This is a genomic window from Pseudomonas glycinae (assembly GCF_001594225.2).
GTDB classification, from domain to species: domain Bacteria; phylum Pseudomonadota; class Gammaproteobacteria; order Pseudomonadales; family Pseudomonadaceae; genus Aquipseudomonas; species Aquipseudomonas glycinae.
In genome coordinates, this window is sequence record NZ_CP014205.2 from 1,970,360 (window position 1) to 1,992,992 (window position 22,633).

At 58.1% G+C, this 22,633-nt stretch carries 24 protein-coding genes and 3 pseudogenes; 12 read left to right on the forward strand and 15 right to left on the reverse strand.

The window, feature by feature from the left end:
- Positions 1 to 8 precede the first annotated feature (8 nt).
- Positions 9 to 1,997, reverse strand: a complete 1,989-nt coding sequence (locus AWU82_RS08820; protein ID WP_011333806.1) for a peptidase U32 family protein — start codon at positions 1,995 to 1,997, stop codon at positions 9 to 11.
- 234 nt (positions 1,998 to 2,231) lie between these two features.
- Between AWU82_RS08820 and AWU82_RS08825 the strand changes: the two genes are divergently transcribed.
- A complete protein-coding gene (locus AWU82_RS08825; RefSeq protein WP_064381923.1) occupies positions 2,232 to 2,708 on the forward strand; it encodes a hypothetical protein in 477 nt (158 codons plus the stop codon).
- 160 nt (positions 2,709 to 2,868) lie between these two features.
- Here AWU82_RS08825 and AWU82_RS08830 read toward each other — a convergent pair whose 3' ends face one another.
- The 3 genes from AWU82_RS08830 to AWU82_RS08840 form a co-directional block, all read right to left on the reverse strand.
- Entirely contained in the window at positions 2,869 to 3,249 is a 381-nt protein-coding gene (locus AWU82_RS08830; RefSeq protein ID WP_007955413.1) for a RidA family protein, read from the reverse strand.
- A 101-nt stretch (positions 3,250 to 3,350) separates the two neighbouring features.
- A complete protein-coding gene (locus AWU82_RS08835) occupies positions 3,351 to 4,082 on the reverse strand; it encodes a DUF72 domain-containing protein (RefSeq protein ID WP_064381924.1) in 732 nt (243 codons plus the stop codon).
- Entirely contained in the window at positions 4,079 to 4,210 is a 132-nt protein-coding gene (locus AWU82_RS08840; RefSeq protein WP_371915545.1) for a hypothetical protein, read from the reverse strand. The genes AWU82_RS08835 and AWU82_RS08840 overlap by 4 nt, the downstream gene beginning before the upstream one ends.
- Before the next feature lie 464 nt (positions 4,211 to 4,674).
- Between AWU82_RS08840 and AWU82_RS08845 the strand changes: the two genes are divergently transcribed.
- Positions 4,675 to 5,058 carry a DUF6124 family protein gene (locus AWU82_RS08845; protein ID WP_064384108.1) on the forward strand — a complete coding sequence of 128 codons (384 nt, stop codon included), beginning with the start codon at positions 4,675 to 4,677 and terminating at the stop codon, positions 5,056 to 5,058.
- Positions 5,059 to 5,175: 117 nt separating this feature from the next.
- Here AWU82_RS08845 and AWU82_RS08850 read toward each other — a convergent pair whose 3' ends face one another.
- From AWU82_RS08850 to AWU82_RS08860, 3 genes and pseudogenes are all read right to left on the reverse strand, one after another.
- On the reverse strand, positions 5,176 to 5,415 hold the full coding sequence (locus AWU82_RS08850) for a hypothetical protein (RefSeq protein WP_064381925.1): 240 nt from the start codon (positions 5,413 to 5,415) through the stop codon (positions 5,176 to 5,178).
- 132 nt (positions 5,416 to 5,547) lie between these two features.
- Positions 5,548 to 5,643, reverse strand: a pseudogene (locus AWU82_RS29555) (hypothetical protein); the annotation flags it as partial.
- A gap of 797 nt (positions 5,644 to 6,440) precedes the next feature.
- Positions 6,441 to 6,692 carry a hypothetical protein gene (locus tag AWU82_RS08860; protein WP_064381926.1) on the reverse strand — a complete coding sequence of 84 codons (252 nt, stop codon included), beginning with the start codon at positions 6,690 to 6,692 and terminating at the stop codon, positions 6,441 to 6,443.
- Positions 6,693 to 6,918: 226 nt separating this feature from the next.
- Between AWU82_RS08860 and AWU82_RS29165 the strand changes: the two are divergent.
- A pseudogene (locus AWU82_RS29165) lies at positions 6,919 to 7,503 on the forward strand (transposase); the annotation flags it as partial.
- 16 nt (positions 7,504 to 7,519) lie between these two features.
- Here AWU82_RS29165 and AWU82_RS08865 read toward each other — a convergent pair.
- A complete protein-coding gene (locus tag AWU82_RS08865; protein ID WP_190241569.1) occupies positions 7,520 to 7,783 on the reverse strand; it encodes a hypothetical protein in 264 nt (87 codons plus the stop codon).
- Between the two features lie 199 nt (positions 7,784 to 7,982).
- Here AWU82_RS08865 and AWU82_RS29170 point away from each other — a divergent pair.
- Positions 7,983 to 8,564: pseudogene (locus AWU82_RS29170) on the forward strand (transposase); the annotation flags it as partial.
- Positions 8,565 to 8,614: 50 nt separating this feature from the next.
- On the opposite strand, the gene AWU82_RS08870 reads toward AWU82_RS29170, so the two are convergent.
- On the reverse strand, positions 8,615 to 8,845 hold the full coding sequence (locus AWU82_RS08870) for a hypothetical protein (protein ID WP_064381927.1): 231 nt from the start codon (positions 8,843 to 8,845) through the stop codon (positions 8,615 to 8,617).
- Positions 8,846 to 9,245: 400 nt separating this feature from the next.
- On the opposite strand from AWU82_RS08870, the gene AWU82_RS08875 reads away from it, so the two are divergent.
- The 4 genes from AWU82_RS08875 to AWU82_RS08890 all read left to right on the forward strand — a co-directional run bounded on the left by AWU82_RS08875 (position 9,246) and on the right by AWU82_RS08890 (position 12,505).
- Positions 9,246 to 10,922, forward strand: coding sequence for an MFS transporter (locus AWU82_RS08875; protein WP_064381928.1), 1,677 nt, complete (start codon positions 9,246 to 9,248; stop codon positions 10,920 to 10,922).
- A gap of 272 nt (positions 10,923 to 11,194) precedes the next feature.
- Complete coding sequence (locus AWU82_RS08880; RefSeq protein ID WP_064381929.1) at positions 11,195 to 11,479, forward strand: FecR/PupR family sigma factor regulator; 285 nt, start codon at positions 11,195 to 11,197, stop codon at positions 11,477 to 11,479.
- A gap of 111 nt (positions 11,480 to 11,590) precedes the next feature.
- Entirely contained in the window at positions 11,591 to 12,085 is a 495-nt protein-coding gene (locus AWU82_RS08885; RefSeq protein WP_064381930.1) for a PaaI family thioesterase, read from the forward strand.
- A gap of 24 nt (positions 12,086 to 12,109) precedes the next feature.
- Positions 12,110 to 12,505, forward strand: a complete 396-nt coding sequence (locus AWU82_RS08890; protein WP_064381931.1) for a RidA family protein — start codon at positions 12,110 to 12,112, stop codon at positions 12,503 to 12,505.
- Between the two features lie 3 nt (positions 12,506 to 12,508).
- Here AWU82_RS08890 and AWU82_RS08895 read toward each other — a convergent pair whose 3' ends face one another.
- From AWU82_RS08895 to AWU82_RS08910, 4 genes are read right to left on the reverse strand one after another with little or no spacing between them, the layout of a single operon-like run.
- On the reverse strand, positions 12,509 to 13,627 hold the full coding sequence (locus AWU82_RS08895) for an agmatine deiminase family protein (protein WP_064381932.1): 1,119 nt from the start codon (positions 13,625 to 13,627) through the stop codon (positions 12,509 to 12,511).
- A 47-nt stretch (positions 13,628 to 13,674) separates the two neighbouring features.
- Positions 13,675 to 14,778 (reverse strand): extracellular solute-binding protein, encoded by a 1,104-nt coding sequence (locus AWU82_RS08900; RefSeq protein WP_064381933.1) that lies wholly within the window; start codon positions 14,776 to 14,778, stop codon positions 13,675 to 13,677.
- A gap of 1 nt (position 14,779) precedes the next feature.
- Entirely contained in the window at positions 14,780 to 15,688 is a 909-nt protein-coding gene (gene aguB / locus AWU82_RS08905) for an N-carbamoylputrescine amidase (protein WP_064381934.1), read from the reverse strand.
- A 3-nt stretch (positions 15,689 to 15,691) separates the two neighbouring features.
- Positions 15,692 to 16,744, reverse strand: a complete 1,053-nt coding sequence (locus AWU82_RS08910) for an agmatine deiminase family protein (RefSeq protein WP_064381935.1) — start codon at positions 16,742 to 16,744, stop codon at positions 15,692 to 15,694.
- Between the two features lie 137 nt (positions 16,745 to 16,881).
- Here AWU82_RS08910 and AWU82_RS08915 point away from each other — a divergent pair, with 137 nt between their 5' ends.
- Positions 16,882 to 17,769 carry a LysR substrate-binding domain-containing protein gene (locus AWU82_RS08915; protein WP_064381936.1) on the forward strand — a complete coding sequence of 296 codons (888 nt, stop codon included), beginning with the start codon at positions 16,882 to 16,884 and terminating at the stop codon, positions 17,767 to 17,769.
- Here the strand turns inward: AWU82_RS08915 and AWU82_RS08920 are convergent.
- Together AWU82_RS08920 and AWU82_RS08925 are read right to left on the reverse strand one after the other, a co-directional pair.
- Positions 17,751 to 18,911: a radical SAM protein gene (locus AWU82_RS08920; RefSeq protein ID WP_064381937.1), complete on the reverse strand. Its 1,161-nt coding sequence runs from the start codon at positions 18,909 to 18,911 to the stop codon at positions 17,751 to 17,753. The two genes, AWU82_RS08915 and AWU82_RS08920, sit on opposite strands and share 19 nt — an antisense overlap.
- 69 nt (positions 18,912 to 18,980) lie before the next feature.
- Positions 18,981 to 19,928, reverse strand: coding sequence for a LysR family transcriptional regulator (locus AWU82_RS08925; protein ID WP_064381938.1), 948 nt, complete (start codon positions 19,926 to 19,928; stop codon positions 18,981 to 18,983).
- 131 nt (positions 19,929 to 20,059) lie between these two features.
- On the opposite strand from AWU82_RS08925, the gene AWU82_RS08930 reads away from it, so the two are divergent.
- The 3 genes from AWU82_RS08930 to leuD all read left to right on the forward strand — a co-directional run bounded on the left by AWU82_RS08930 (position 20,060) and on the right by leuD (position 22,632).
- Positions 20,060 to 20,464, forward strand: coding sequence for a RidA family protein (locus AWU82_RS08930; protein WP_064381939.1), 405 nt, complete (start codon positions 20,060 to 20,062; stop codon positions 20,462 to 20,464).
- Between the two features lie 134 nt (positions 20,465 to 20,598).
- Positions 20,599 to 22,020, forward strand: a complete 1,422-nt coding sequence (leuC, locus tag AWU82_RS08935; protein WP_064381940.1) for a 3-isopropylmalate dehydratase large subunit — start codon at positions 20,599 to 20,601, stop codon at positions 22,018 to 22,020.
- A 3-nt stretch (positions 22,021 to 22,023) separates the two neighbouring features.
- Positions 22,024 to 22,632, forward strand: coding sequence for a 3-isopropylmalate dehydratase small subunit (gene leuD / locus AWU82_RS08940; RefSeq protein ID WP_064381941.1), 609 nt, complete (start codon positions 22,024 to 22,026; stop codon positions 22,630 to 22,632).
- The last annotated feature ends 1 nt before the right edge of the window (position 22,633 follow it).

The following is a 22,633-nucleotide window of genomic DNA, read 5'->3' on the forward strand; positions in this document are numbered from 1 at the left end:
CCTCTGAATCAGTGCGGCGCGCGCGGGATCGTTTTCATCAGATCCTCAGGGCTGATATGCCCCACCACACTGCCCGGCTGCGGCAGATTCAGGATGTGGCCCTTCATCTTGCCGATCACGTGCATCTCGCACGGTTTGCAGTCGAACTTCAGGGTCAGCACTTCGTCGCCGTGAATCAGCTGCATCGGCGCGACTTTGGTTTTCACGCCGGTCACGCCTTTGGCCTGTTTCGGGCACAGGTTGAAGGAGAACCGCAGGCAGTGCTTGGTGATCATCACCGGCACTTCGCCCGCCTCTTCATGGGCTTCGTACGCCGCGTCGATCAGCTTCACGCCGTGACGGTGGTAGAAGTCGCGAGCCTTCTGGTTGTAGACGTTGGCCAGGAACGACAGGTGCGCTTCCGGGTACACCGGCGGTGGCGTGGTCTCGGCCTTGCGCGAACCGCGCGGGTGGGCGGCAACGCGGGCGGCAGTCAGCGCCTCGATCACTTCACGGCGCAACGACTTGAGCTGCGAATTCGGGATGAAGAACGCTTGCGGCGCATCGAGTTTGATCGAGGTCGCGTGGTATTCGGTGGTGCCGAGCTGACCGAGCAGGTCGTGCAAGGTGTCCAGCGCCTGTTCCGGTTTGTTGGCGACGCCGAACGGGCCTTCCAGCGCGACGCTGGCGCTGATGCCCTCTTCGCTGGTCACGGTCAGTTCCAGACGCTCCTCACGCAGCTTCGCCAGCCAGCTCACGCCGATACGACGCTCGGCGGAGGTCTTGAGCAAGGCCTGCTGCCAGTTGTGGTCGAGGTTGCGGTTCAGCGGGTGGTTCGGACGCAGCTTGTACAGGCCTTCCGGCATTTCGTTCGGCTCGACGCGGTAGCGGTAGCGCTTCTCACCTTCTTCCTCGAACTCGCCCTTGGCTTCGGCGATGTTGGCGCGGAACCCCACCACTTCGCGCTTGACCAGCACGTTGAGGCCGTCGCCGTTGGACAGCGGCTCGTGGGTGATGACCTGCATGTCACGCTTGCCGACTTTCTCGACCACGCCCACCGCCAGACCGGTGAAGGTCGGCGAATCGAACGCGCCGATGTCGATCTTGCGCTCGCTGACGAAGTAGTCGGTGCTGCCACGGTGGAAGGTCTTTTCCGGGTCCGGCATGAAGAAATGCGCGGTGCGGCCGCTGGAGGCGCGGGCCAGGTCCGGACGGTCGTTGAGCACGTCGTCGAGGCGCTGGCGGTAATAGGCGGTGATGTTCTTCACATAGCCCATGTCCTTGTAGCGACCTTCGATCTTGAACGAACGCACACCGGCCTCGACCAGTGCGCGGATGTTGGCGCTCTGGTTGTTATCCTTCATCGACAGCAGGTGTTTTTCGTAGGCGATCACGCCACCCTTTTCGTCTTTCAGGGTGTACGGCAGACGGCAGGCCTGGGAGCAGTCGCCCCGGTTGGCGCTGCGCCCGGTCTGCGCGTGGGAAATGTTGCACTGACCGGAAAACGCCACGCACAACGCGCCGTGAATGAAGAACTCGATGGCGGCATCGGTTTCATCGGCGATCGCGCGGATTTCCTTGAGGTTCAGTTCACGGGCCAGTACCAGTTGCGAGAAACCGGCCTGATCGAGGAACTTGGCCCGCTCAAGGGTGCGGATATCGGTCTGGGTGCTGGCGTGCAGCTCGATGGGTGGAATGTCCAGCTCCATCACGCCCAGGTCCTGGACGATCAGCGCATCGACGCCGGCGTCATACAACTGATGGATCAGCTTGCGCGCCGGCTCCAGTTCGTTGTCGTGCAGGATGGTGTTGATGGTGGTGAAGATGCGCGCGTGGTAGCGACGTGCAAATTCCACCAGTTCGGCGATTTCGCTCACCTCGTTGCACGCGTTGTGGCGCGCGCCGAAGCTCGGGCCGCCGATGTACACCGCGTCAGCGCCATGCAGGATGGCCTCGCGGGCGATGGCCACGTCACGGGCGGGGCTGAGCAGTTCCAGGTGATGTTTGGGCAAGGACATATATAGTTTTTAGTCAGGCTGTCACGGTCGAGGCGCGCATTGTACCTGCGAAAGGCCTGACCGGCACCCATGGGGCGATGTGATGCATAAAGGCACTAGCACAGTTTCAGGAATGGCATAACTGTAAGTTCTGTCAGTTGTTGAGTCGGATTATATGAAGCACGCTTTCCCCAGGCACTCCAGCGTATTGCAATGCCTGCTCCATTTTTCGATTCATAAAAAAGGATATCGATGATGAACACTGAAATTTACAAAGCATTAAATATTAATGAAAAAGACATGACGCCCGGTGATGCACATTCAGTAAGGAACAATTATTTCGAGGCAACGTTCAGCCCACCCATTCCGGGCGTAGGGGATAAGTTTTCAGCTGGCGTATTCATCTATGGTTCGTTAGTCCCACAATCTTTAAGTGTCCTGGGTCGTAGCCTGCCAACTGAGGAATTCGTACAGCTCGGACTCATAATCCCCAAAACGCTGAAAGACGGTACATACCCAATAGAGCGCGAACGTACTGGCGTTGTATCGGGTCACCTAACAGCAGGCTCTTATATTGTGTCGGGCTTTAAGGGTGAGGTTACGTTCAAAAGAGACACGATCAGCAACACTATTGAAGCGAATTTTGAAATGTATGTTATTTATGAAGGCGCCGAACACCATGTGACAAACGCAAAACTTTTTGTAAATGCCACCGGTCCACTGGACGATTAATAGCCTTAATAGAAAGTTCGAAGCGCAGCCAGGCTCGGAGCGGCCGTATTGGTTGCGCTGGTCTGTAGGGAAGTTTGCCCGTAAAAACGCCGGCACAATACAGCAGCAATGAATGACTGACTTGGAACAGCTGCTCCTGCGGGGAGCAACTGTGCTGAAGTCAGGCCTTGGCGGCCATCGCGGTGACTTCCACCTTCATCCCCTCAACCGCCAGCGCCGCCACGCCAACCGCCGCACGCACCGGCCATGGCTTGGCGAAGTAGCGCTTGTACACCTCGTTGAACGCAGCGCGATCAGCCATGTCGGTCAGGTAGATGGTCAGGTGCAGCACGCGATCCATGGAGCTGCCGGCCTTTTCCAGCGCCACTTTCAGTGCCTGCAACGTGCATTCGCTCTGCGCGGTGACGTCGCCCAGTTCCAGGCTGCCGTCGGCACGGGTCGGAATCTGGGTCGACATCAGGATGCCGTTGAATTCGGTCACGTCCGAAGAGATCGAGTCTGCATCCGGATCCGGGGTGTAGGTGATGTCTTGGTTGGCCATGGAAAAGTCCTTCGCTGGCAGTGAGGACGGCGCCATCGCGCGCCGTTTTGGGCGGCCAGTTTACAGACCCGGTCGCCGGTGGGAAGTCCCGACGCGGTGTGTCAGCCCTGCGCCAGTATCCGCCGCAGTTCCAGCGCATTGCCGAGTGCCGCGCCGCTGGCGGTGTTGTCGAAAATGCACCAGGTATCGATGCCATCGACAGCCGCCACCTGCAAATCGCCGGCGAGCGTTTCCAGATACGCCGAATCATAGGGGCTGTGATAGATCCGTGGCGAACCGTGCAGCCGCCAGTAGCGCACGCCCGGCCAGCCGCACGGAGCTGCATCGGTGCTGATTCGCGAGGGATCAACCACCGCTTGTGCGATGCGATACGCCATCAACAACAGTTCGGCGGCGGCCCAGGATGCGTGGCGCGGCTCCAACACCACGGCCCCGGAATAACGCTGGCGCAAGCCGATAAAAAACGCCTCGGCAACCGCTTCATCAAATGTCAGTGACGGTGGCAACTGCAACAGCAGGCAACCCAGATGATCACCCAGCCCCGAACACTGCTTGAGAAAGGCATCCAGCTCAGATTCGCAGTCCCGCAGGCATCGCTCATGGCTGATCGACTTTGGCATCTTCACGCAGAAGCGAAATCCGTCCGCCACCGACTCGGCCCATCGGGCATAGGCTTGCAGCTTGTGCGGACGGTAAAAGGAGCTGTTGATTTCCACACCATTGAGCAGCGCGGCATAGCGTTGCAGGTGGGTGCCCTGCTCCGGGAAGTCCGGCCAGTATTCGCGGGGCAGGCTCCAGCCGGCGCAACCGATGAAGATCGACGACGCAATCAAAACAGTACCCTGCCCGTTTGGATTGGTTTACCCATCAGGAAACTGGCGAGCAGCCATTTGAACAGGGCTGATTCGTTCAGCGGATGAAGGTCGATGTGCAAGTCTTGGGCGTTGATGGTTTTGGTCATGCAGTTTTTGAGCGAGGGGCGGCGTGATGAGTGCGAGGCGGGCGACGAATGGTTTTGGGGCTTAAAGCGTCAGGTTTCTCCTCGTCGGGCGATGATCGATAAACAGGTTTGAATCACGCCGTTTAAAGACATGTCGGAATGCTTCCGGATGCCTACAAATCCTTGCGCCAGAGCCTACCGCTACGCCAGAATCCGCCGGCTTGTGCGCCTTGGGGTCGGCCGGTAACTTGGATCGGGTCACTGATTCGCAGTGATCGGGTTTAGTAGCCCGTTGGTATTTGAAGAGTGCACAAGCGTCTGTCAGTCAGGTATTCCCATACCTGTATTTGATGGTGGCTGTGCGTAGGGTGCCCCCGGGCACGCCGGCTTTCTTCTTTTCCCCGGTCTACTAACCTGCGCACAGCTGCCTCCACCCCTGTTTAGTAGCTCGGGTCTGGCGGCTTCAAAACAGGAAAAGAATGAACATGTTCAAAGTCACGCCAAACCCTCCGGTCACCGAACCGGCCAGCATCACCGATCCAACCTCCCCCTACGAATGCCCTGACTCCAAGAGATTCAACGAAGCCGCCAACCGCGCCCTCGACTACCACCTCGGCCCGATCTCAGCCCACATGATGGCCGCGCCCTACTACCCCAACCGCCTCTACCAGGCCAACCCGGCCAGCAACAACGAATCCCTGCTCGCCGACGCCTGCGAAACCCTGGGCTCGGCCAACGTGATGCTCAACAACCTCGTCGACGCCCTCCAAGGCCCCCACCGCAAAACCGCGCAGGGCATCGCGCAGATCGTGATGCTGGCGGAACTGGCAGTGAACAAGGTGCTGGATAACATTGTGCCGACGGAATAAGTCGCACCAGCAAGTTATCTTTGCTGCCAATCAAGATCAAAAGGGGACGATAAAATAAATCGATCCCCTTTTGATTATTTTGATTTTTATTATTTTTCAATTTTACTCTGTCGCTTATTACGCCATCAAACTTTTATAATTGATTGTGGGCGCCAACTCCTCAAACTCCTCCAACTCCACCATCCTTATTCTATTAGTTTGCGGAGCTACCACAGACGCAATAGCGCTCTTTCCATCCGGGGCTAACTGCATACCAACAACCGTAACCCCATATTTTTCCGCAATCCGCTCACACAAGACTGATTGATTGAATCCCAACTCCAAGTTAAATATGGTGATTTTTTTGGTGTTTTCCATGTTCTTCTCCACATCAGCAACAAAGGGAACAGCAACAAAGGGGACAGATTTATTTGCCAACCCTACCTTTACTCTGCTTTTTATTTGATTAAAGTAACCTTCACCCCTTCATTCTGAATTCGACCCATTTTGATTTAATTGTGCAAAAGTAGTAGCGGCAGCAGGGTCAGATAAATCATCTGCGGGGACGTAGACAGCCTGTAATGACGTAATACTTCCCTTGCGACTAACAGGTCCCACCTCTAACACACGCACATCATATTTGCGTTGAATTGCAGCCTTGACACTCTCAGGCGTCGCCCCCTCAGGTAACTCCGTGACCAAAAGCTTTTTAGTAGCCATTGCCGCACCTCCTTGAATTCTATTGAACAACGGGGACAGATTTATTTTCCAACCCCACCTACCAAAAGTATCAACACAAACACCCGCAGCCGCACCTGACAGAAATGACAGTTTTTAATACTTATTCAGAACCACAGAAATTCTAAGAAATCATAAGAAGCAAACAACTCATATTCATTTAGTGACTCCCCCCCCAGGCGGATACATTGACCTGTTCGAGCTTAAGGAAGCATTGGGCATAAAAGTTTTTGCCTACTGCTTGATGACCAATCATGTCCACCTGCCTGTCGCCCCCGCAGAAGCGCCGTGCAACTCTGGACAACTCATGCAAGCCATCACCGCGCGGATGAATCGGTATCGCAACAAATTTGAAGGGCGGACAGGCACGCCATGGGAAAGTCGCTACATGGACCTTTGCTTCCTGGATCCAGGACCTGCCGATGCCATACGGCGTGAACGCTACGAGTCGTCGAGATACCCCCTCCCTCAAATGAATTACAACTCATAAGCGGTGCGCTTCAGCGGGGCCAACTGACTGGCAACATGAAATTCGTCGACGAAATTGAGAACATCACCAGGAGACGCATTCAATTCAGAGACCGAGGACGACCAGAGAAAAGTGCTTGATATCAAAAGGGGACAATTAAATGAATTTGCCCCCTTTTGCTCAAAACCAATCAAACTTAAGATTGCTCAAACATACTGAAATCAACGCTACCCCTATAGTCAGCCAAACAAATTTTATCAACTATCGCCGTGCTTCTGACAGCATTAACACCGGGCACATAGTATAACTTTCCAGTTGTCGCACCCGGCTCTCGCTCAAACTTCAAAACAGTATCAGAAGAACGCGCCCTAATAATATCGAAAATTTCCTTATCGCTTTTACTCAACGGCACACCAGTATAGAAAAGAATTCTCACATCAGTAGCCATTGCCGCACCTCCTTGAGTTCTATTGAACAACGGGAAACAGGAACAAAGGGGGACAGATTTATTTTCCAACCCCACCTACCAAAAGTATCAACACAAACACCCGCAGCCGCACCTGACAAAAATGACAGTTTTTAATACTTATTCAGAACCACAGAAATTCTAAAAAATCATAAGAAGCGAACAACGCAGATTCATTTAATGACTCCCTCCCCCAGGCGGATACATTGACCTGTTCGAGCTCAAGGAAGCATTGGACATAAAAGTTTTTGCCTACTGCTTGATGACCAACCACGTCCACTTGCTGCTCGCCCCCCCAGGGGAATCAACGTCCAGCCTTGGACAGCTCATGTAAGCCCTCGCCGGGCGGATGACGCGGTATCGCAACAAGGTTGAGGGGAGGACCGGGACGCTGTGGAAACGTCGCTACCAATCCAGCGTCGTTCAATCCGACACCTATCTATTGGCTTGCGGTCGCTACATCGAGCTAAACCCAGTGCGAGCCCGCATGGTGGCGCGAGCAGAGGATTATCGTTGGTCAAGTTTTGCTCTGCGTCTGTGCGATTTTTCTGAATCCACATGGCTGGACAAAGATCCCTGCTTTATGAAGCCAGGGCTTACGGATGCCAAACGGCGTGAACGCTATAAATCGTTTGTTGAGATGGCGACACCCACCAATGAATTGCAATTCATAAGAGGAGCACGTCAGCGGGGCCAACTGACTGGAAACCTGAGATTCGTCGACGAAATTGAGAACATCACCGGGAGACGCATTCAATTCAGAGACCGAGCACGACCAGAGAAAAGTGTTTGACATCAAAAGGGGACGACTAAATAAATTTGTCCCCTTTTGATTGGTTTGGTTCAGCGCGCGATATCCTCCCATAGAAGATTTTTTTTGAAGACACTTCAACCATCAGTTTCTCTTGAGTTTGCTTCGGCTGTGGAAGCTCAAATACAATTTGAGCACGAGTTCCATCACTACTTCTATCAAATTTAGTAACAGAGAGCACTCCGTACTTCGTCCGTAACTTTTCCACAACTACAGCATCAGTTACATCTACCGGCACATCCGAAACCGTTACAGTCGTCATGAGTAATCTCCTTAAAAAAACAATGGAAACAGATTTATGTTCTTTTCCTTCACCTGACAAAGTATCTGCACAAACAGCCGCCATCGCACCTGACAGAAATGACAGTTTTTAATACTTATTCAGAACCACAGAAATTCTAAAAAATCATAAGAAGCAAACAACTCATACTCATTTAGTGACTCCCCCAGGTGGATACATTGACCTGTTCGAGCTCAAGGAAGCATTGGACATAAAAGTTTTTGCCTACTGCTTGATGACCAACCACGTCCACTTGCTGCTCGCCCCAGGGGAGTCAACATCCAGCCTTGGACAGCTCATGTAAGCCCTCGCCGGGCGGATGACGCGGTATCGCAACAAGGTTGAGGGGAGGATCGGGACGCTGTGGGAACGTCGCTAGCAATCCAGCGTCGTTCAATCCGACACCTATCTATTGGCTTGCGGTCGCTACATCGAACTAAACCTAGTGCGAGCCCGTGTGGTGGCGCGAGCAGAAGATTATCGTTGGTCAAGTTTTGCTCCGCGCCTGTGCGATTTTTCTGAATCCACATGGCTGGACAAAGATCCCTGCTTTATGGAGCCAAGGCCTACGGATGCCAAACGGCGTGAACGCTATAAATCGTTTGTTGAGATGGCGACACCCACCAATGAATTGCAACTCATAAGAGGAGCACGTCGGCGGGGCCAACTGACTGGAAACCTGAAATTCGTCGACGAAATTGAGAACATCACCGGGAGACGCATTCAATTCAGAGACCGAGGACGACCAGAGAAAAGTGTTTGACATCAAAAGGGGACGACTAAATAAATTTGTCCCCTTTTGATTTGTTTGGTTCAGCGCGCGAGATTCTCCCATGGAAATTCGCTTTGAAGCAAAAATTCGTCAATCACAAATTTCTTTTGAGCTAGCTTCGGCTGCTGAACCGAATATTCAATCTCCGCACTAGTTCGATCATCACTCCTTCTAAGTGCAAAAAGGAGCTGTGGATGGCGCTTCCGAAATTTTTCCTCAATTTCAGTATCAGCTACCTCTTTCGGCAAACCAGTAATTTTTGCAATCGCCATGAGCAATCTCCTTGAAACAAACAATGGAAACAGATTTACGTTCTTTTCCTTTACCTGACAAAGTATCTGTACAAACAGCCGCCATCGCACCTGACAGAAATGACAGTTTTTAATACTGATTCAGAACAACCAGAATTCTGAATAACTATAAGAAACCACCAGCGCAAGCTCCTTTAAATCATTCCCCCAGAACCAGCCAATCCCGCTCCATCGGCACCGCCCCCCAACTGGATATCCCCCCAATCCCAATTATGCTCAATGAAACCCCGCCCTCCCGCGCGGGGCGGTGATTCTGTGCACGCTCCACGAAACACCTGATCCGGCATCCGCCACAGGCCTCGGGTACGCGACGTTGATGAAGTGCTCCGGCCTATAACAACAAGCACGACGGAGAACACCCATGGCAGTACTCGACAGCATGTCCACAGGCAGTGCCCCGCACCACAGCGTCAGCCGAGAGGAACGCAAGGTCATCTTTGCGTCGTCCCTCGGCACGGTGTTCGAGTGGTACGACTTTTATCTCTACGGCTCCCTGGCGGCGATCATCGCCAAGCACTTCTTTGCCGGGGTGAACGAGACCACGGCGTTCATCTTCGCCCTGCTCGCCTTTGCCGCCGGTTTTGCGGTGCGGCCGTTCGGGGCGATTGTGTTCGGGCGGCTGGGTGACATGATCGGGCGCAAGCACACGTTTCTGATCACGATCGTGATCATGGGTGTGTCGACGGCGATTGTCGGGCTCCTGCCTGGTTACGCGACCATCGGGGTTGCGGCGCCGATCATTCTGATTACCCTGCGCCTGCTGCAAGGCCTGGCGCTGGGCGGCGAGTACGGCGGCGCGGCAACGTATGTGGCCGAGCATGCGCCCAAGGGCAAGCGCGGTTATTTCACTTCCTGGATTCAGACCACCGCGACCCTGGGTCTGTTTATGTCGTTGCTGGTGATCCTCGCCTGCCGTACCGCGCTGGGCACCGAAGCGTTCGAGGCCTGGGGCTGGCGGATTCCGTTCCTGCTGTCGATCCTGCTGCTGGCGGTCTCGGTGTACATCCGGTTGCAGCTGAACGAGTCGCCGGTGTTCAAGAAAATGAAGGAAGAAGGCAAGTCGTCGAAAGCCCCGCTGACCGAGTCGTTCGCCCGTTGGGACAACCTGAAAATCGTGATCATGGCCCTGCTCGGCGGCACCGCAGGCCAAGCGGTGGTCTGGTACACCGGGCAGTTCTACGCGCTGTTTTTCCTGCTGCAAACCCTGAAGATCGACCCGCAGACCGCCAATCTTTTGATCGCCGGTTCGCTGCTGATCGGCACGCCGTTCTTCGTGATTTTCGGCAGCCTGTCCGACCGCATCGGGCGCAAGGGCATCATCATGGCCGGGTGCATTCTGGCGGCGGTGACCTACTTCCCGATCTTCCACGCGCTGACCCAGTACGGTAACCCCGACGTGTTCGTCGCCCAGGAGAAGAACCCGGTCAAAGTGATCGCCAACCCCGACCAGTGCTCGTTCCAGTTCGATCCGGTGGGCAAGGCCAAATTCACCAGCTCCTGCGATCTGGCGAAAACCATCCTGGCGAAACGGGCGATCCCGTACGAAAACGTGGTGGCGGAACCGGGCACCGTGGCTCAAGTGCGTATCGGCGACAAGGTCATCGAAAGCTTCGAAGGCACCACCCTGCCAGCCGCTGACTTCAAGACCCGTAACGACGCCTTCACCGCCAGCCTCGGCGCCGCGCTGAAAGAAGCCGGTTACCCGGAAAAAGCCGACCCGGCCAAGACCAATTACCCGATGGTGCTGCTCCTGCTGACCGTGCTGGTGATCTACGTGACCATGGTCTACGGTCCGATTGCCGCGTGGCTGGTCGAGCTGTTCCCGGCGCGCATCCGCTACACCTCGATGTCGCTGCCGTATCACATCGGCAACGGCTGGTTCGGCGGGTTCCTGCCGACGGTGGCGTTTGCGATGGTCGCGGCCACCGGGGATATCTACTACGGCTTGTGGTACCCGATCGTGATTGCGGTGATGACGGCGATTCTGGGGATCTTCTTCATGCCGGAGACCAAGGATCGGGACATTCATCACACCTGACCCAACTCCGTTCGATGCTGTGCATGGCGTTCACGCACAGCATCGAACGGAGTCACATCGGCGTCATTCTCCCTTGGTAACGTCCGCGCGCTCCTATTCCCGGCCACCAAGGTTACCCTCCCGGTGTACTCAAGCCCGACGCGCCAGACTCTCATCCTGCGCGGCGGGCGCGCGTTCTGTCCGTCAGACAAGCTAAATCCCCGCCGACATTTGACGTTTTTTTTGCAAGAGTCAGGGTAAAGTGCCCTCACCGGCCAACCTGGAAGCAGTCAATGAACCTCCAAAACCCTCAAGACGCCGATGACGAAATCCTCAATCAAGCGGCGCACTGGTGCCTGCGTCTGCAAGATGAAACCTGCACGCCTGACGAGCGTCAGGCGTTTCAGCAATGGATTCAGAGCAGCCCGCGCCACGCCTTCGAATACGCGAAGATGCTTGAGGTCTGGGAATTGAGCGATCAATTGCCCGACGAGCACGACAAATCGAAAAAACGCAAAGCCACCAGCCTGCCGTGCAGTTTTGAAGAGTTTCAACGCAACTTGACGCAGCGGGGCTAGCATCGCGCCGGCCGACGCAAACGGCATCACCACTCATCCTTGGCAACGCATTGTCCTTGTTCGGGGTTAGAATCCGCGCGGTTCAGCTAACAGTTTAAGGATGACTTCAACATGGCCACCCCAGACACCTCCCTGCAAGACACCGCCGCCCCCGAGGGCGTTTGTTTTGGCTGTGGCAGCAGCAACCCGCACGGTTTGCACATCAAGAGTTTCTGGCACGCAGACGGCGTGCACGTCATGGCCGAGCATGTGCCCGAAGCCAAATACTGCGGCTGGCCGGAGCTGGTCTACGGCGGCCTGATCGCGATGCTGGTGGACTGCCATTCCAACTGGACCGCGATGGCTTATCACTACCGGGCCGAGCAACGCGAACCCGAAAGCCTGCCACGCATCAACTGCGTCACCGGCAACCTCGGCATCAAGTTCATCAAGCCAACGCCAATGGGCGTGCCACTTACGCTGAAAGCGAAAGTCGAGGGAGAAGTCGGACGCAAGACCCGTGTGATCTGCGAGGTCTACGCCGGGGATGTGCTGACGGCGGTGGGTGATTCGGTGTTCGTACGAGTGGATACCGAGCAGTTGGCAGCGGCCGCGCACGGTCGCTGAAATCCGTCACTGAAGGACAACACGATGCCCGATCGCAAAATCATCATCCCCGACTCCATGAAAACCATCGTCGAACGCGCCGGCTACGCCCCGGCGGTTCTGGTCGGCGATACGCTTTATTGCGCTGGTCAGGTGGGCCGCACCGCTGATTTGCAAGTCATCGAAGACCCCGAGCAGCAATTCATCCGCGCCTGGGAAAACCTCGAAGAGGTGCTACAGGCCGGTGGCTGCACGTTCAACGATGTGGTGGAGATGACCACCTATCACGTCGACATGAGCCAACACATGCCGGTGTTTCGCGAAGTGAAAAACCGCGTATTCCCCAAAGGCTTCTGCGCCTGGACCTGCATCGGCGTCAGCGAACTGGCCCATCCGGGGCTGCTGGTGGAAATCAAATGCGTGGCGGTGCGCAGACGCTGAGCCTTACGCCGGCTGGTGACTGGTCACGCAGTGAATCCCACCACCGCCGGCGGCGATGGCGTCGATGTTGATCTGCACCACGTCGCGGTTCGGGTAGAGTTTTTTCAGCAGGTCGAAGGCCTTTTTGTCGGCGTCCTTGTCGCCAAACTCCGGGGCGATCACCGCGCCGTTGATCACGAAGTAGTTGATGTAACCGGCCGCGAAGTCGTCGTTGTCCTTGTTGAATTTGGTCTTGCGCGGCTTCAGCGGTGGCGAAACGGTGTGGATCTGCAACGGACGACCGTCGGCGTCGGTGGCTTTCTTCAGGATTTCCAGGTGCGCCAGGGTGACCTTGTTGTCGTAGGAGCGCGGGTCGGTGTCGAGGTTGGCGATCACCACACCGGGCGTGACGAAGCGTGCATAGAAATCGACGTGCGCGTCGGTGATGTCCTTGCCCTTGATGCCCGGCAGCCAGATGATCTTGCGCAGACCGAGACGTGCTTTCAGTTCCGCCTCGACGTCGGCCTTGCTCCAGCCGGGGTTGCGGTTTTCGTTGACCCAGCAGCTCTCGGTCATGATCGCAGTGCCGTGACCGTCGACTTCGATGCCGCCGCCCTCGCCCACCAGTTCGCTGCGCTGGTAGGTCGCCTGCGCATCGGCCGCCACGCGCTTGGCGATCTTCGCGTCTTTCGAATGCTGTTGCTTGTTGCCCCAGCCGCTGAAGTTGAAGTCCACCGCGCCCAGGCCGTTTTTTTCATCGATGACGAAGTTGGCGCTGATGTCACGCATCCAGATGTCGTCGAGGTTGGCGATCTGGTAGGTGATGTTGGACGTGCCGCAGATCTCTTCGGCCAGGCTGCGTTCGCTGCTGCGGCAGTAGATGGTGAGCGGTTCGTAGCGGGCGATGGCGCGGGCGATCCGGCCCAGCGCTTCCTGAACGTCTTCGGTAAAGTCTTCCCAGATCGCGTCCTGCGCGCCGAAGGCCATGTAGGCGCGTTCGTGTTTGTCGCCCTCGTCGGGCATGAACCAGCGACCCTCACTGGCCGCCAGCACGCGCGCCGGGGACAGGCCAAGGCCCATGACGGCAGCGCCTACGCCGGCGGCAACTGAAACCTGTTTGATGAACTCGCGACGAGTCGGCATGTGTACGTTCCTGATGGGTAAGGGGCCACCAAGGCAGCCCGGAAAAATCACTGTGCAGTGGCGGTCTTGAATTTGGTCCAGGTGCGCATGCGGGCGCGCATGTCGGCCTGGGGAATATCCTTGCCCGGTATCAGACGAGCATAGGTCGCTTCGTCGAGGTAGATGTCCGGGTTGTTGCGCATGGCCTCATCCACGTTTGGCCGGGCCTTGGCGTTGGAGGTCGGGTAACCGGTGAAATTGCTGATCGCAGCCATGTTCTCCGGGCGCATCACGAAGTTGATGAATTCGTAGGCGTATTCCGGGTGTTTGGCATCCACCGGAATGGCCATGGTGTCCATCCACACCGTGCTGCCTTCGCGCGGCACGCGGTACTGGAAGCGGGTCTTCTTGCCGGCGCTGTCCGAGGTGCGCTGGGCCTGGGTCATGTCGCCGCTGTAGCCGAGGGACAGGCACAGGTTGCCGTTGACCAGATCGGTCACCGGTTGCGACTGGAACTTGCGGATATACGGCCGCAGTTTCATCAGCAAGTCACTGGCCGCCGCCAGATCCGCAGGCTTGGCGCTGCGCGGGTCGCGGCCCAGATAGTTGAGCACCACGGCCAGCACTTCGTCCGGCGAGTCGATCATCGAAATCCCGCAGTCGGCGAATTTGGCCGCCAGTTCCGGTTTGAACAGCATGTCGAGGCTGTTGACCGGGGCGTCGGCCATGCGCTGTTTGATCTGCTCGGCGTTGTAGGTCAGACCGATGGTGCCCCAGGTGTACGGCACGGTGGCCTTGTTCGAATGCTCGAAATGGCTGCGCAGTTTTTGCAGGCCGGGCTCGATGTCGCTCATCGCGGTGATCTTCGAAGGATCCAGCGGCAACAGGCTGCCGGCGCGCATCAGCCGTTCGGCCACGGTGTCGCCGGGGAAGATCAGGTCGTAGCCGCTGCCACCGGAAAGCATCTTGGCTTCCAGGGTTTCGCTGCCGTCCATCACGTCGTAGATCACCTTGATCCCGGTTTCGGCGGTAAATTTGCTCAGCGTGTCTTCAGCGAAATAATCCGCCCAGTTGTACAGCCGCAACGTCTTGTCTTCGGCGTGCACGGCCGGCATCAGGCCGGCCAGCGCCAGGCCCAGAGCGCCCAGCAACCACTTGTGTGAAGTAGGCATATCAGACTCCTTGAGGATTCCAGCGGGCGTTAAGGTGACGGCCGTCCTGGCTCAGCAATGCGCCGTACATTTCCGGACGACGGTCGCGGTAGATGCCCCAGCTCAGGCGATCTTCACGCATGGCTGCCAGATCCAGGCTTTGCACCAAGACACCGGTGCTGGCGCGATCGGCTTCGGCGAGCATTTTTCCCTTGTGGTTGCAGATGAACGACGAGCCGTAGAAATTCATTTGCAGCGTCGCATCGGTGCCGGCCACTTCGCGGCCAACGCGGTTGGAGGCGATCACCGGCAGCAGATTGGCAGCCGCGTGGCCACGCATGGTCATCTGCCAGTGGTCGCGCGAATCCAGATCCGCGCAGCCCGGTTCCGAGCCGATGGCGGTCGGAAACAGCAGCACTTCAGCGCCCATCAACGCCAGGCAGCGGGCGGTTTCCGGGAACCACTGATCCCAGCAGATGCCGACGCCGAGGCGGCCGAACGCGGTGTCCCAGACTTTGAAACCGGTGTCGCCGGGGCTGAAATATTCCTTCTCCTGATAGCCGATGGCGTTGGGGATGTGCGTCTTGCGGTACACGCCCAACAGGCGCCCGTCGGCATCCGCCACGCTCAGCGAGTTGAAGTAGGCGTTGCCGGCCTTCTCATACCAGCTCAGCGGCAACACCACGCCCAGTTCGCGGGCCAGCGCGGCGAAACGCGACAGCACCTGACTGTCGCGGTACTCCTCGGCCAGCGCCATGTGCTGATGGCTCTGCTCGATGCAGAAATACGGCGTGGCGAACAGCTCCTGCAGCAGGATAACTTGCGCGCCCTGCCCAGCCGCTTCACGCACCAACTGCTCGGCGCGATCAAGGTTGCTTTTCAGGTCCCAGGTGCACGGCATCTGGGCAGTGGCGACTTTCAGCAGCGTCATCGATCAACCCTCCACCGGCCAGGCTGGCTGCTGTTGGGTGATGCAATGCACACCGCCGCCGCCATGGGCCAGATGATTGATCTGCACCGGCACCACTTCACGCCCCGGGAACGCCTTGGCCAGGGTTTCTGCCGCCACATGGTCGGCCTCGATGCCGTACGCTGGCATGATGATCGCGCCGTTGGCGATGTAAAAGTTGGTGTACGAGGCGCAGAACACTTCGGCTTCGGTGTCCACCGCATCGGTGGCTTCGTACAACTCGATCAGCTCGAACTTGCGGCCCTGGGCGTCGGTGGCCAGTTCCAGTGCGCGGCGGTTTTCCCGCACCACTTCGGCGTACACCGAGCTGCGATCATGAGTCGCGTCCACCAGCAACACGCCGGGACGGGCGAAGGCGCAGACGCCATCGACGTGGCCGTCGGTCATGTCGCCGGTGACGTAATCCGGATCGCCCGGCAGCCAGATGGTTTTCTTCACGCCGAGCAGACGACCGAAGATCTCTTCCATCTCGGCCTTGCTCACGCCGGGGTTGCGGTTGGGGTTGAGCAGCACCGATTCGGTGGTGATCAACGTGCCCTCGCCGTCCACGTGGATCGCGCCGCCCTCGTTGCTCAACGCGGTGCCGAAGCACTCGCCGCCCAGATGATTGAGCACACGACGGGCCAGGCTTTCGTCCAGATCGTGAGCCGACTTGCCGCCCCAGGCGTTGAAGCGCCAGCTCACCCCGGCCAGACCTTGCGCCGGGTGGACCACGAAGCTTGGGCCGGAGTCGCGGCACCAGCTGTCGTTGACTGCCAGCGGGATCAGTTCGATGTTCGGCCCGCACAAGGCTTTGGCGCTGTCGATTGCCGACGGATCGACGACCATTTTCACCGGTTCGAACCGGGCGATGGCATTGGCCACGCGGGCGAAATCTTCCTGCACCAACGGCAACGTGACGCCCCAGCCCGACTCCCACAGGGACTGATTGTGGGGCCAGACCATCCAGGTCGCCGCGTGCGTCACCCACTCAGCCGGCATCATCCAACCGCTGTTGTTGTTTTTGTTCTGCTGCATGGTAAAAAGCCCTTTGAGTTAAGCCATTGTGTTCAGTGAAAACAGCCTCGGCGGCGTTGACGTGCATGCTAATGGCGGTCTTAAGGGCAAACAAACGATGGATTTAGCGGAAAACTGATTAGAGGAACTTATCGATCATGCTCAAACACTGGCCACCCCTCAGCTCGTTGCGCGGCTTCGAAGCCGCCGCAAGGCTGGGTAGTTTTCACAAGGCCGCCGAGGAACTGAGCCTCACGCAGTCGGCCATCAGCCAGCAGATCCGCAGCCTTGAGGCGTACCTCGAGCAACCTCTGTTTTTCCGCAGCGGACGCAGCGTCAGCCTGACCGACGCCGGCCACGATCTGCTCAGCACCACCCAGGCCATGCTGCAGCAACTGTCGGTGGGCATCCGGCGGCTGGGGCAATACCAGAAACCCAATCAACTGGTGCTCAACACCACGCCAGCGTTTGCCCGGCACTGGCTGCTGCCGCGCCTGGGGGATTTCCGGCGACAGCATCCGCAGGTCGATCTGTGGATTTTCAGCACCGATGAGGTGCCGGACATGGCGACCCAGACCATCGATCTGGCGGTGCGCGACGACATCAGTTCCCAGGCTGAATGCAGCTTCAAGGTGTTGCACGCAGACCGCCTCTATCCAGCGTGTCACCCGAGCCTGCTGAGCGTGCCGAGCGCGCAGCGGACGACGCTGCACGGCGAGCGGGAAATGGACTGGAGCCATTGGGCGGTGGAATCGGGGATCGATGTCGGCCAGCAGGATCAGGGCTTGAATTTCTCTGATCCGGGGCTGCTGCTGGACGCGGCGTGTTCAGGTCTGGGGATTGCGCTGGTCAGTCAGCTGCTCAGCCGTCAGGCGCAACAAAACGGGTTGTTGCAGCCAATGGTGGAGCAAACCATTCGCGGCCCGAACTGGGCGCTGCTGACGCACCGCGACAGCGAGAACGACCCGATGGCGCGATGCTTCAGTCAATGGCTGACAACTCAGCTGGCAGAACCCGCCCCGCAGGTTCAGACCGCCGTGAAATGACCGGCGCCGAGCCGGCCTTCCAGTCGACCGAACAGTACGTAATGCTGATAACCGCTGGTGAAGGCACCCGTGGAAATCGCGTTCCTGACGTCCTGATTCATATGCAGGTATTGCGCTTCGTCGAAGTTCTCGGCACTGACTTCGCCATTGCGACCAAGCCTGTCGCTGTCAACTGGCAACCCCATGATCGTGCGTCGCTGAAAGTCGATGATCCGGTTGACGGCGTGACTTTCGAGCGGTCCCCGGTTGGAGTGCGCCGAGTAGATGTGCAATCCGTTGTTCGCGCAGCGATTGCACATGTCGATGCAGTTCGACTGAGTGGACTTGCGTTCGGTCAGTTGCGCCAGCGGCATGTCCAGGTATTTGCCCACCTGATATTCGGTCTGATTGAAAATCGAACAACACAGGATGGTGTTGCCATTGCAGTCGAGCACCAGCCAGTCATCCTTGAGCGTGCAGGCCTGCTGGGGGTACTGGCGGACCAGATTGACCAGGTCGTCGTAGGGCGGCAACGCGAGTCGCTGCAGGGTCTCGCGATCAGTATCGGTCACCGACGGGTCGCGCTCGATCAGCGCCAGCGTCTTCTCCAGCGGCATCATCACTGAATAACCGGTCGAGAACTGAAAGCCCAGGCTCTGGCTGAATTCGCGCATCAGCCCTTCTTCTTCCATGTTGTCCAGGTAGCGGTGGTAATAGACCTCGATCCGCGTGTTCAAGCCATGTTGCTGCTTGAGCTCATGCAGTTTGATCATGTTGGCCTTGACGACTTCAATGTCACCGCCCACATGGCCCTGTTCGTACGTCTCCTGATAAAACCCGGATAGCGAGATACGGAAGAACCATGGATTGGCGAGCATTGCCGTCTCCATGTTTTTCGCCAGATTCAGGTTGGAACTGATGCCGCTGCGCAAACCGGCCGCGTTGATGATTTCGACAAACTCGCCAATTCGCGGGTGGATCAGCGGCTCGGTCCAGTTATACAGAAAGATCGCCTCGACCTCTTCGTTTCGGGCCTTCTCGACGATCTTCCTGAACATGTCAACTTGCATGGCTTTCTTGAAGTTGACATTTTCCGAGTTACCCATCGGACACGAAGGGCAGCTCAAATTGCACGCGCCGACAATATCGATGTACATATTCATTGCGAGTGACGCTCCTGGGGTGAATAGCGGTGCATCCAGACTGTCGACTTTTGTGATTGCCGTTATTCGCTATTTTTTTGACAGTCCGAGAGCGCCGCGAGCAAGTTCCGCGCCATTGGCACGCTTGGCCATCAATTCCACGATCCAATCGATAAATACCCGCAGTTTTTGGCTGATATGCCGGTTCGGCGGGTACGCAACGTACAGTGGCATCGGGTCAAGCGCCCAGCCCTCGAACAGCGCCACCAGTTCACCCCGGGCCTCGTGCTCTGCTGACATATAGCGAGGCAGCCAGAGCACTCCCAGCCCGGCGAGGCCTGCCGCCAGATAGGCATTGCCGTCATCGACCGCCAGGACATGTCGGCCCTTGATCAGCAGATTTTCGGTTGCGTTGCGCAAGGCGTAAGGCACCGGCCTGCCGGTGCGCGCCCAGAGGAAACCGACCACCCGGTGATGGCTGTCTTCCAGTTCCAGGGGATGCGTCGGGGTGCCGGCCCGGGCCAGATAGCTCGGCGCGGCATAAACACCCAGCTCAAGATCGGCGACCCGACGGGCCATCAATGACTGATCCCGCAGCTCCCCGCCGCGGATCACGCAGTCGACGTTTTCATCGATGATGTCGACGATCCGGTCGCTGACGCCCATGTCGATCTGGATCTCCGGATATCGCGCACAGAACTCAGGCAGTGCCGGCACCAGAATCAGATTGGCCAGGGGGCTGGGTACGTCGACTCGCAAGCGCCCCTTGGGCTGGGCCGTCGCGCCGGGAAGGCTGGTTTCAGCGTCGTCCATGTCCGCGAGTAACCTGATCACCCGCTCGTAATACGCCGCACCGTCCGCCGTGACGTTGACCTTGCGCGTGGTGCGGTTGAGCAACTTCACTCGCAGCCGCGCCTCCAGTTGCTGAATCAGCTGGGTCACGGTGGTCTTGCTCATGTGCAGGGTCTCGGCAGCCTTGGTGAAACTGCCCGCCTCCACCACTCGGGCGAAGGCTTGCATCGCGTCAAAACGGTCCATACCCCACCTCATAGCGGCTCGATTGTTCGGGATTTGCAAACAGTGATCGCCAAGGTTGCGCGTTTATCGCGCCGAGGCAAGTCCCTACAGTTGCTCCATCACAGGTTTCAACCCATTGAAGGAGACACCCCATGACCCGTGCCCAGCCAAAACGCGACGTGGTTTTCCCGCCTGGACGCCATGCGCTTTACGAGCGCAATCGCTACTCCCCGGCGGTCCGTTCCAACGGTTTTCTGTTCGTCTCCGGCCAGGTCGGCAGCCTCGAGGACGGCTCACCGGAGCCGGATCTCAAACAACAGGTGCGACTGGCCTTCACCAACCTCAATGCGATCCTCGGCGCGGCCGGCGGCAGCTTCGATGATGTGGTGGACGTGACGGTGTTCATGGTCGACCCGCAATCGACCTTCGAAACCATCTGGGAAGTAGTGCCCGAGTTCTGGGGCGAGGCGCCGCATCCGACGATTACCGCAGTCGGCGTGACGTGGCTGTATGGGTTTCAGTTCGAGATCAAGGTGATTGCCAGGTTGCCGGAGTAGACACGGGCGTAGGCTTGCGCCAATTGCTCACAATCCGTGTTCAACGGCTTCACTGAAGCGCTCTTGATGCCATTTCCGCGTTCAATATTCTGTCCTTATGTTGTTTTTGCCCCGGACAGAAAAGAGCGCAAGCCATGCCCAGCCCGAGAACGCTGTACCAGAAGCACATCGACAGTCACACCGTCTGCACCCTCGACGATCAGGGCCACGTGCTGCTTTACATCGACCGCCAGGTCGCCAACGAATACACCAGCCCGCAAGCCTTCAGCGGCCTGCGCGAGGCCGGGCGCACGGTGTGGCGGCCTGCGGCGACGCTGGCGGTGGTCGATCATGTGAACCCCACCGCACCGAAACGCATCGCGACCATGCCCGACGCCGGGGGTGCGCGTCAGGTGTCGTACTTCGAAGAAAACTGCCGCGACTTTGGCATCGAGCTGTTCGATGTGCTGGACAAGCGCCAGGGCATCGAACACGTCGTGGCGCCGGAACAGGGTTTCATTTTGCCGGGCATGGTGGTCGCGGCCGGTGACAGCCACACCACCACTTACGGCGCACTGGGCGCCTTCGGTTTCGGTATCGGCACTTCGGAAATCGAGCACCTGCTGGCAACCCAGACGCTGGTCTACAAGCGCCTGAAAACCTTGCGTGTGACGGTCAACGGTGAGCTCGGCGCTGGCGTCACGTCCAAGGACATCATCATGGCGCTGATCGAAAAAATCGGCGCGTCCGGCGCCACCGGTTACGCCATCGAGTTCACCGGCCCGGCCATCAGCGCCCTCAGCGTCGAAGCGCGCATGACCATCTGCAACATGGCCGTGGAAGCTGGCGCTCGGGGCGCGTTCATGGCACCGGATGACAAGGTGTTCGCCTACCTGCAGCACAAGCCGCGCGCGCCCAAGGGCAAGCTCTGGGAGCAGGCCGTCGAGCGCTGGAAAACCCTGCACAGCGACGAGGGCGCGGTGTTCGATCGCGAAGTCATCCTCGATGTCGCCGCGCTGGAGCCGATGGTGACCTGGGGCACCAGCCCAGATCAGGCCGCGCCGATCAAAGGGCACGTGCCGGACCCGACCGCCCAGCCCGATCCGATCCTGCGTCAGGGCCTGCAACGCGCCCTCGACTACATGGGCCTGACACCCGGCATGCCGCTGAACGAAGTGACGATCAGCCATGCCTTCATCGGTTCCTGCACCAATGCGCGGATCGAAGATTTGCGCGACGTTGCCCGCGTGGTGCGCGGCAAGCGTGTGGCGGCCCATGTGCGGGCGATGATCGTTCCCGGCTCGACGTTGGTGCGCAATCAAGCCGAGGACGAAGGCCTGGCGCAGATTTTTCTCGACGCCGGTTTTGAGTGGCGGCAATCGGGTTGCTCGATGTGCCTGGCGATGAACGACGACGTGCTCGCGCCGGGTGATCGCTGTGCGTCGAGCACCAATCGAAACTTCGAAGGCCGTCAGGGCGCCGGTGCGCGCACCCACCTGATGAGCCCGGCGATGGTCGCCGCCGCCGCCATCAGCGGCCATTTGACTGACGTGCGCACCGTCGCGCTGGAGGCTTGAACCATGCAACCATTCGACACCGTCAGCGGCAGTGCCGCGCCGTTTCTTGGGTCTAACATCGACACCGACGTGATCATGCCCAAGCAGTTTCTCAAGGGCATTGATCGTCAGGGGCTGGATCGCGGACTGTTCTTCGATCTGCGCTTTCTCGCCTCCGGCGAACCCAACCCTGAATTCGTGCTCAACCAGCCGGCCTGGCAGGACGCGGCGTTTCTGGTGACCGGCCCCAATTTCGGCTGCGGTTCCAGCCGCGAACACGCGGTGTGGGGCTTGAAGCAAGTCGGCATCCGGGCTTTGATCGGCACCACGTTCGCCGGGATTTTCTACGACAACTGCCAGCGTAATGGCGTGTTGGCGATTCAACTGGACGACGCGCAGTTCAAGCGTGTGGCCGAGGCGATCAGCGTTCCGGCGACCGCGCGGATCAGCGTGAACCTGGCGCAGCAGACCCTCGAGCTGGCAGACGGCACGCAAATCGAATTCGAGATCGATCAGCTGCGCAAGCAATCGCTGCTGCTCGGGCTGGACGCCATCGGCACCACTCTGCAACGCACCGAGCAGATCCGCGCCTTCGAGGCACGGCATCTGGCGGACAATCTCTGGTTGGGTTGAT

Excerpts from the sequence above, each read along its gene's own strand:
- AWU82_RS08840 (WP_371915545.1), bottom strand. The coding sequence starts at position 4,210 with ATGACCAAAACCATCAACGCCCAAGACTTGCACATCGACCTTCATCCG.
- AWU82_RS08885 (WP_064381930.1), top strand. The coding sequence starts at position 11,591 with ATGGCCACCCCAGACACCTCCCTGCAAGACACCGCCGCCCCCGAGGGC.
- leuC (WP_064381940.1), top strand. The coding sequence starts at position 20,599 with ATGCCCAGCCCGAGAACGCTGTACCAGAAGCACATCGACAGTCACACC.
- AWU82_RS08820 (WP_011333806.1), bottom strand. The coding sequence starts at position 1,997 with ATGTCCTTGCCCAAACATCACCTGGAACTGCTCAGCCCCGCCCGTGAC.
- AWU82_RS08925 (WP_064381938.1), bottom strand. The coding sequence starts at position 19,928 with ATGGACCGTTTTGACGCGATGCAAGCCTTCGCCCGAGTGGTGGAGGCG.
- AWU82_RS08825 (WP_064381923.1), top strand. The coding sequence starts at position 2,232 with ATGAACACTGAAATTTACAAAGCATTAAATATTAATGAAAAAGACATG.
- AWU82_RS08865 (WP_190241569.1), bottom strand. The coding sequence starts at position 7,783 with ATGACGACTGTAACGGTTTCGGATGTGCCGGTAGATGTAACTGATGCT.
- AWU82_RS08890 (WP_064381931.1), top strand. The coding sequence starts at position 12,110 with ATGCCCGATCGCAAAATCATCATCCCCGACTCCATGAAAACCATCGTC.
- AWU82_RS08845 (WP_064384108.1), top strand. The coding sequence starts at position 4,675 with ATGTTCAAAGTCACGCCAAACCCTCCGGTCACCGAACCGGCCAGCATC.
- AWU82_RS08915 (WP_064381936.1), top strand. The coding sequence starts at position 16,882 with ATGCTCAAACACTGGCCACCCCTCAGCTCGTTGCGCGGCTTCGAAGCC.
- AWU82_RS08910 (WP_064381935.1), bottom strand. The coding sequence starts at position 16,744 with ATGCAGCAGAACAAAAACAACAACAGCGGTTGGATGATGCCGGCTGAG.
- AWU82_RS08880 (WP_064381929.1), top strand. The coding sequence starts at position 11,195 with ATGAACCTCCAAAACCCTCAAGACGCCGATGACGAAATCCTCAATCAA.
- AWU82_RS08930 (WP_064381939.1), top strand. The coding sequence starts at position 20,060 with ATGACCCGTGCCCAGCCAAAACGCGACGTGGTTTTCCCGCCTGGACGC.
- AWU82_RS08850 (WP_064381925.1), bottom strand. The coding sequence starts at position 5,415 with ATGGAAAACACCAAAAAAATCACCATATTTAACTTGGAGTTGGGATTC.
- AWU82_RS08900 (WP_064381933.1), bottom strand. The coding sequence starts at position 14,778 with ATGCCTACTTCACACAAGTGGTTGCTGGGCGCTCTGGGCCTGGCGCTG.
- AWU82_RS08920 (WP_064381937.1), bottom strand. The coding sequence starts at position 18,911 with ATGAATATGTACATCGATATTGTCGGCGCGTGCAATTTGAGCTGCCCT.
- AWU82_RS08860 (WP_064381926.1), bottom strand. The coding sequence starts at position 6,692 with ATGGCTACTGATGTGAGAATTCTTTTCTATACTGGTGTGCCGTTGAGT.
- AWU82_RS08895 (WP_064381932.1), bottom strand. The coding sequence starts at position 13,627 with ATGCCGACTCGTCGCGAGTTCATCAAACAGGTTTCAGTTGCCGCCGGC.
- AWU82_RS08830 (WP_007955413.1), bottom strand. The coding sequence starts at position 3,249 with ATGGCCAACCAAGACATCACCTACACCCCGGATCCGGATGCAGACTCG.
- AWU82_RS08875 (WP_064381928.1), top strand. The coding sequence starts at position 9,246 with ATGGCAGTACTCGACAGCATGTCCACAGGCAGTGCCCCGCACCACAGC.
- aguB (WP_064381934.1), bottom strand. The coding sequence starts at position 15,688 with ATGACGCTGCTGAAAGTCGCCACTGCCCAGATGCCGTGCACCTGGGAC.
- leuD (WP_064381941.1), top strand. The coding sequence starts at position 22,024 with ATGCAACCATTCGACACCGTCAGCGGCAGTGCCGCGCCGTTTCTTGGG.
- AWU82_RS08870 (WP_064381927.1), bottom strand. The coding sequence starts at position 8,845 with ATGGCGATTGCAAAAATTACTGGTTTGCCGAAAGAGGTAGCTGATACT.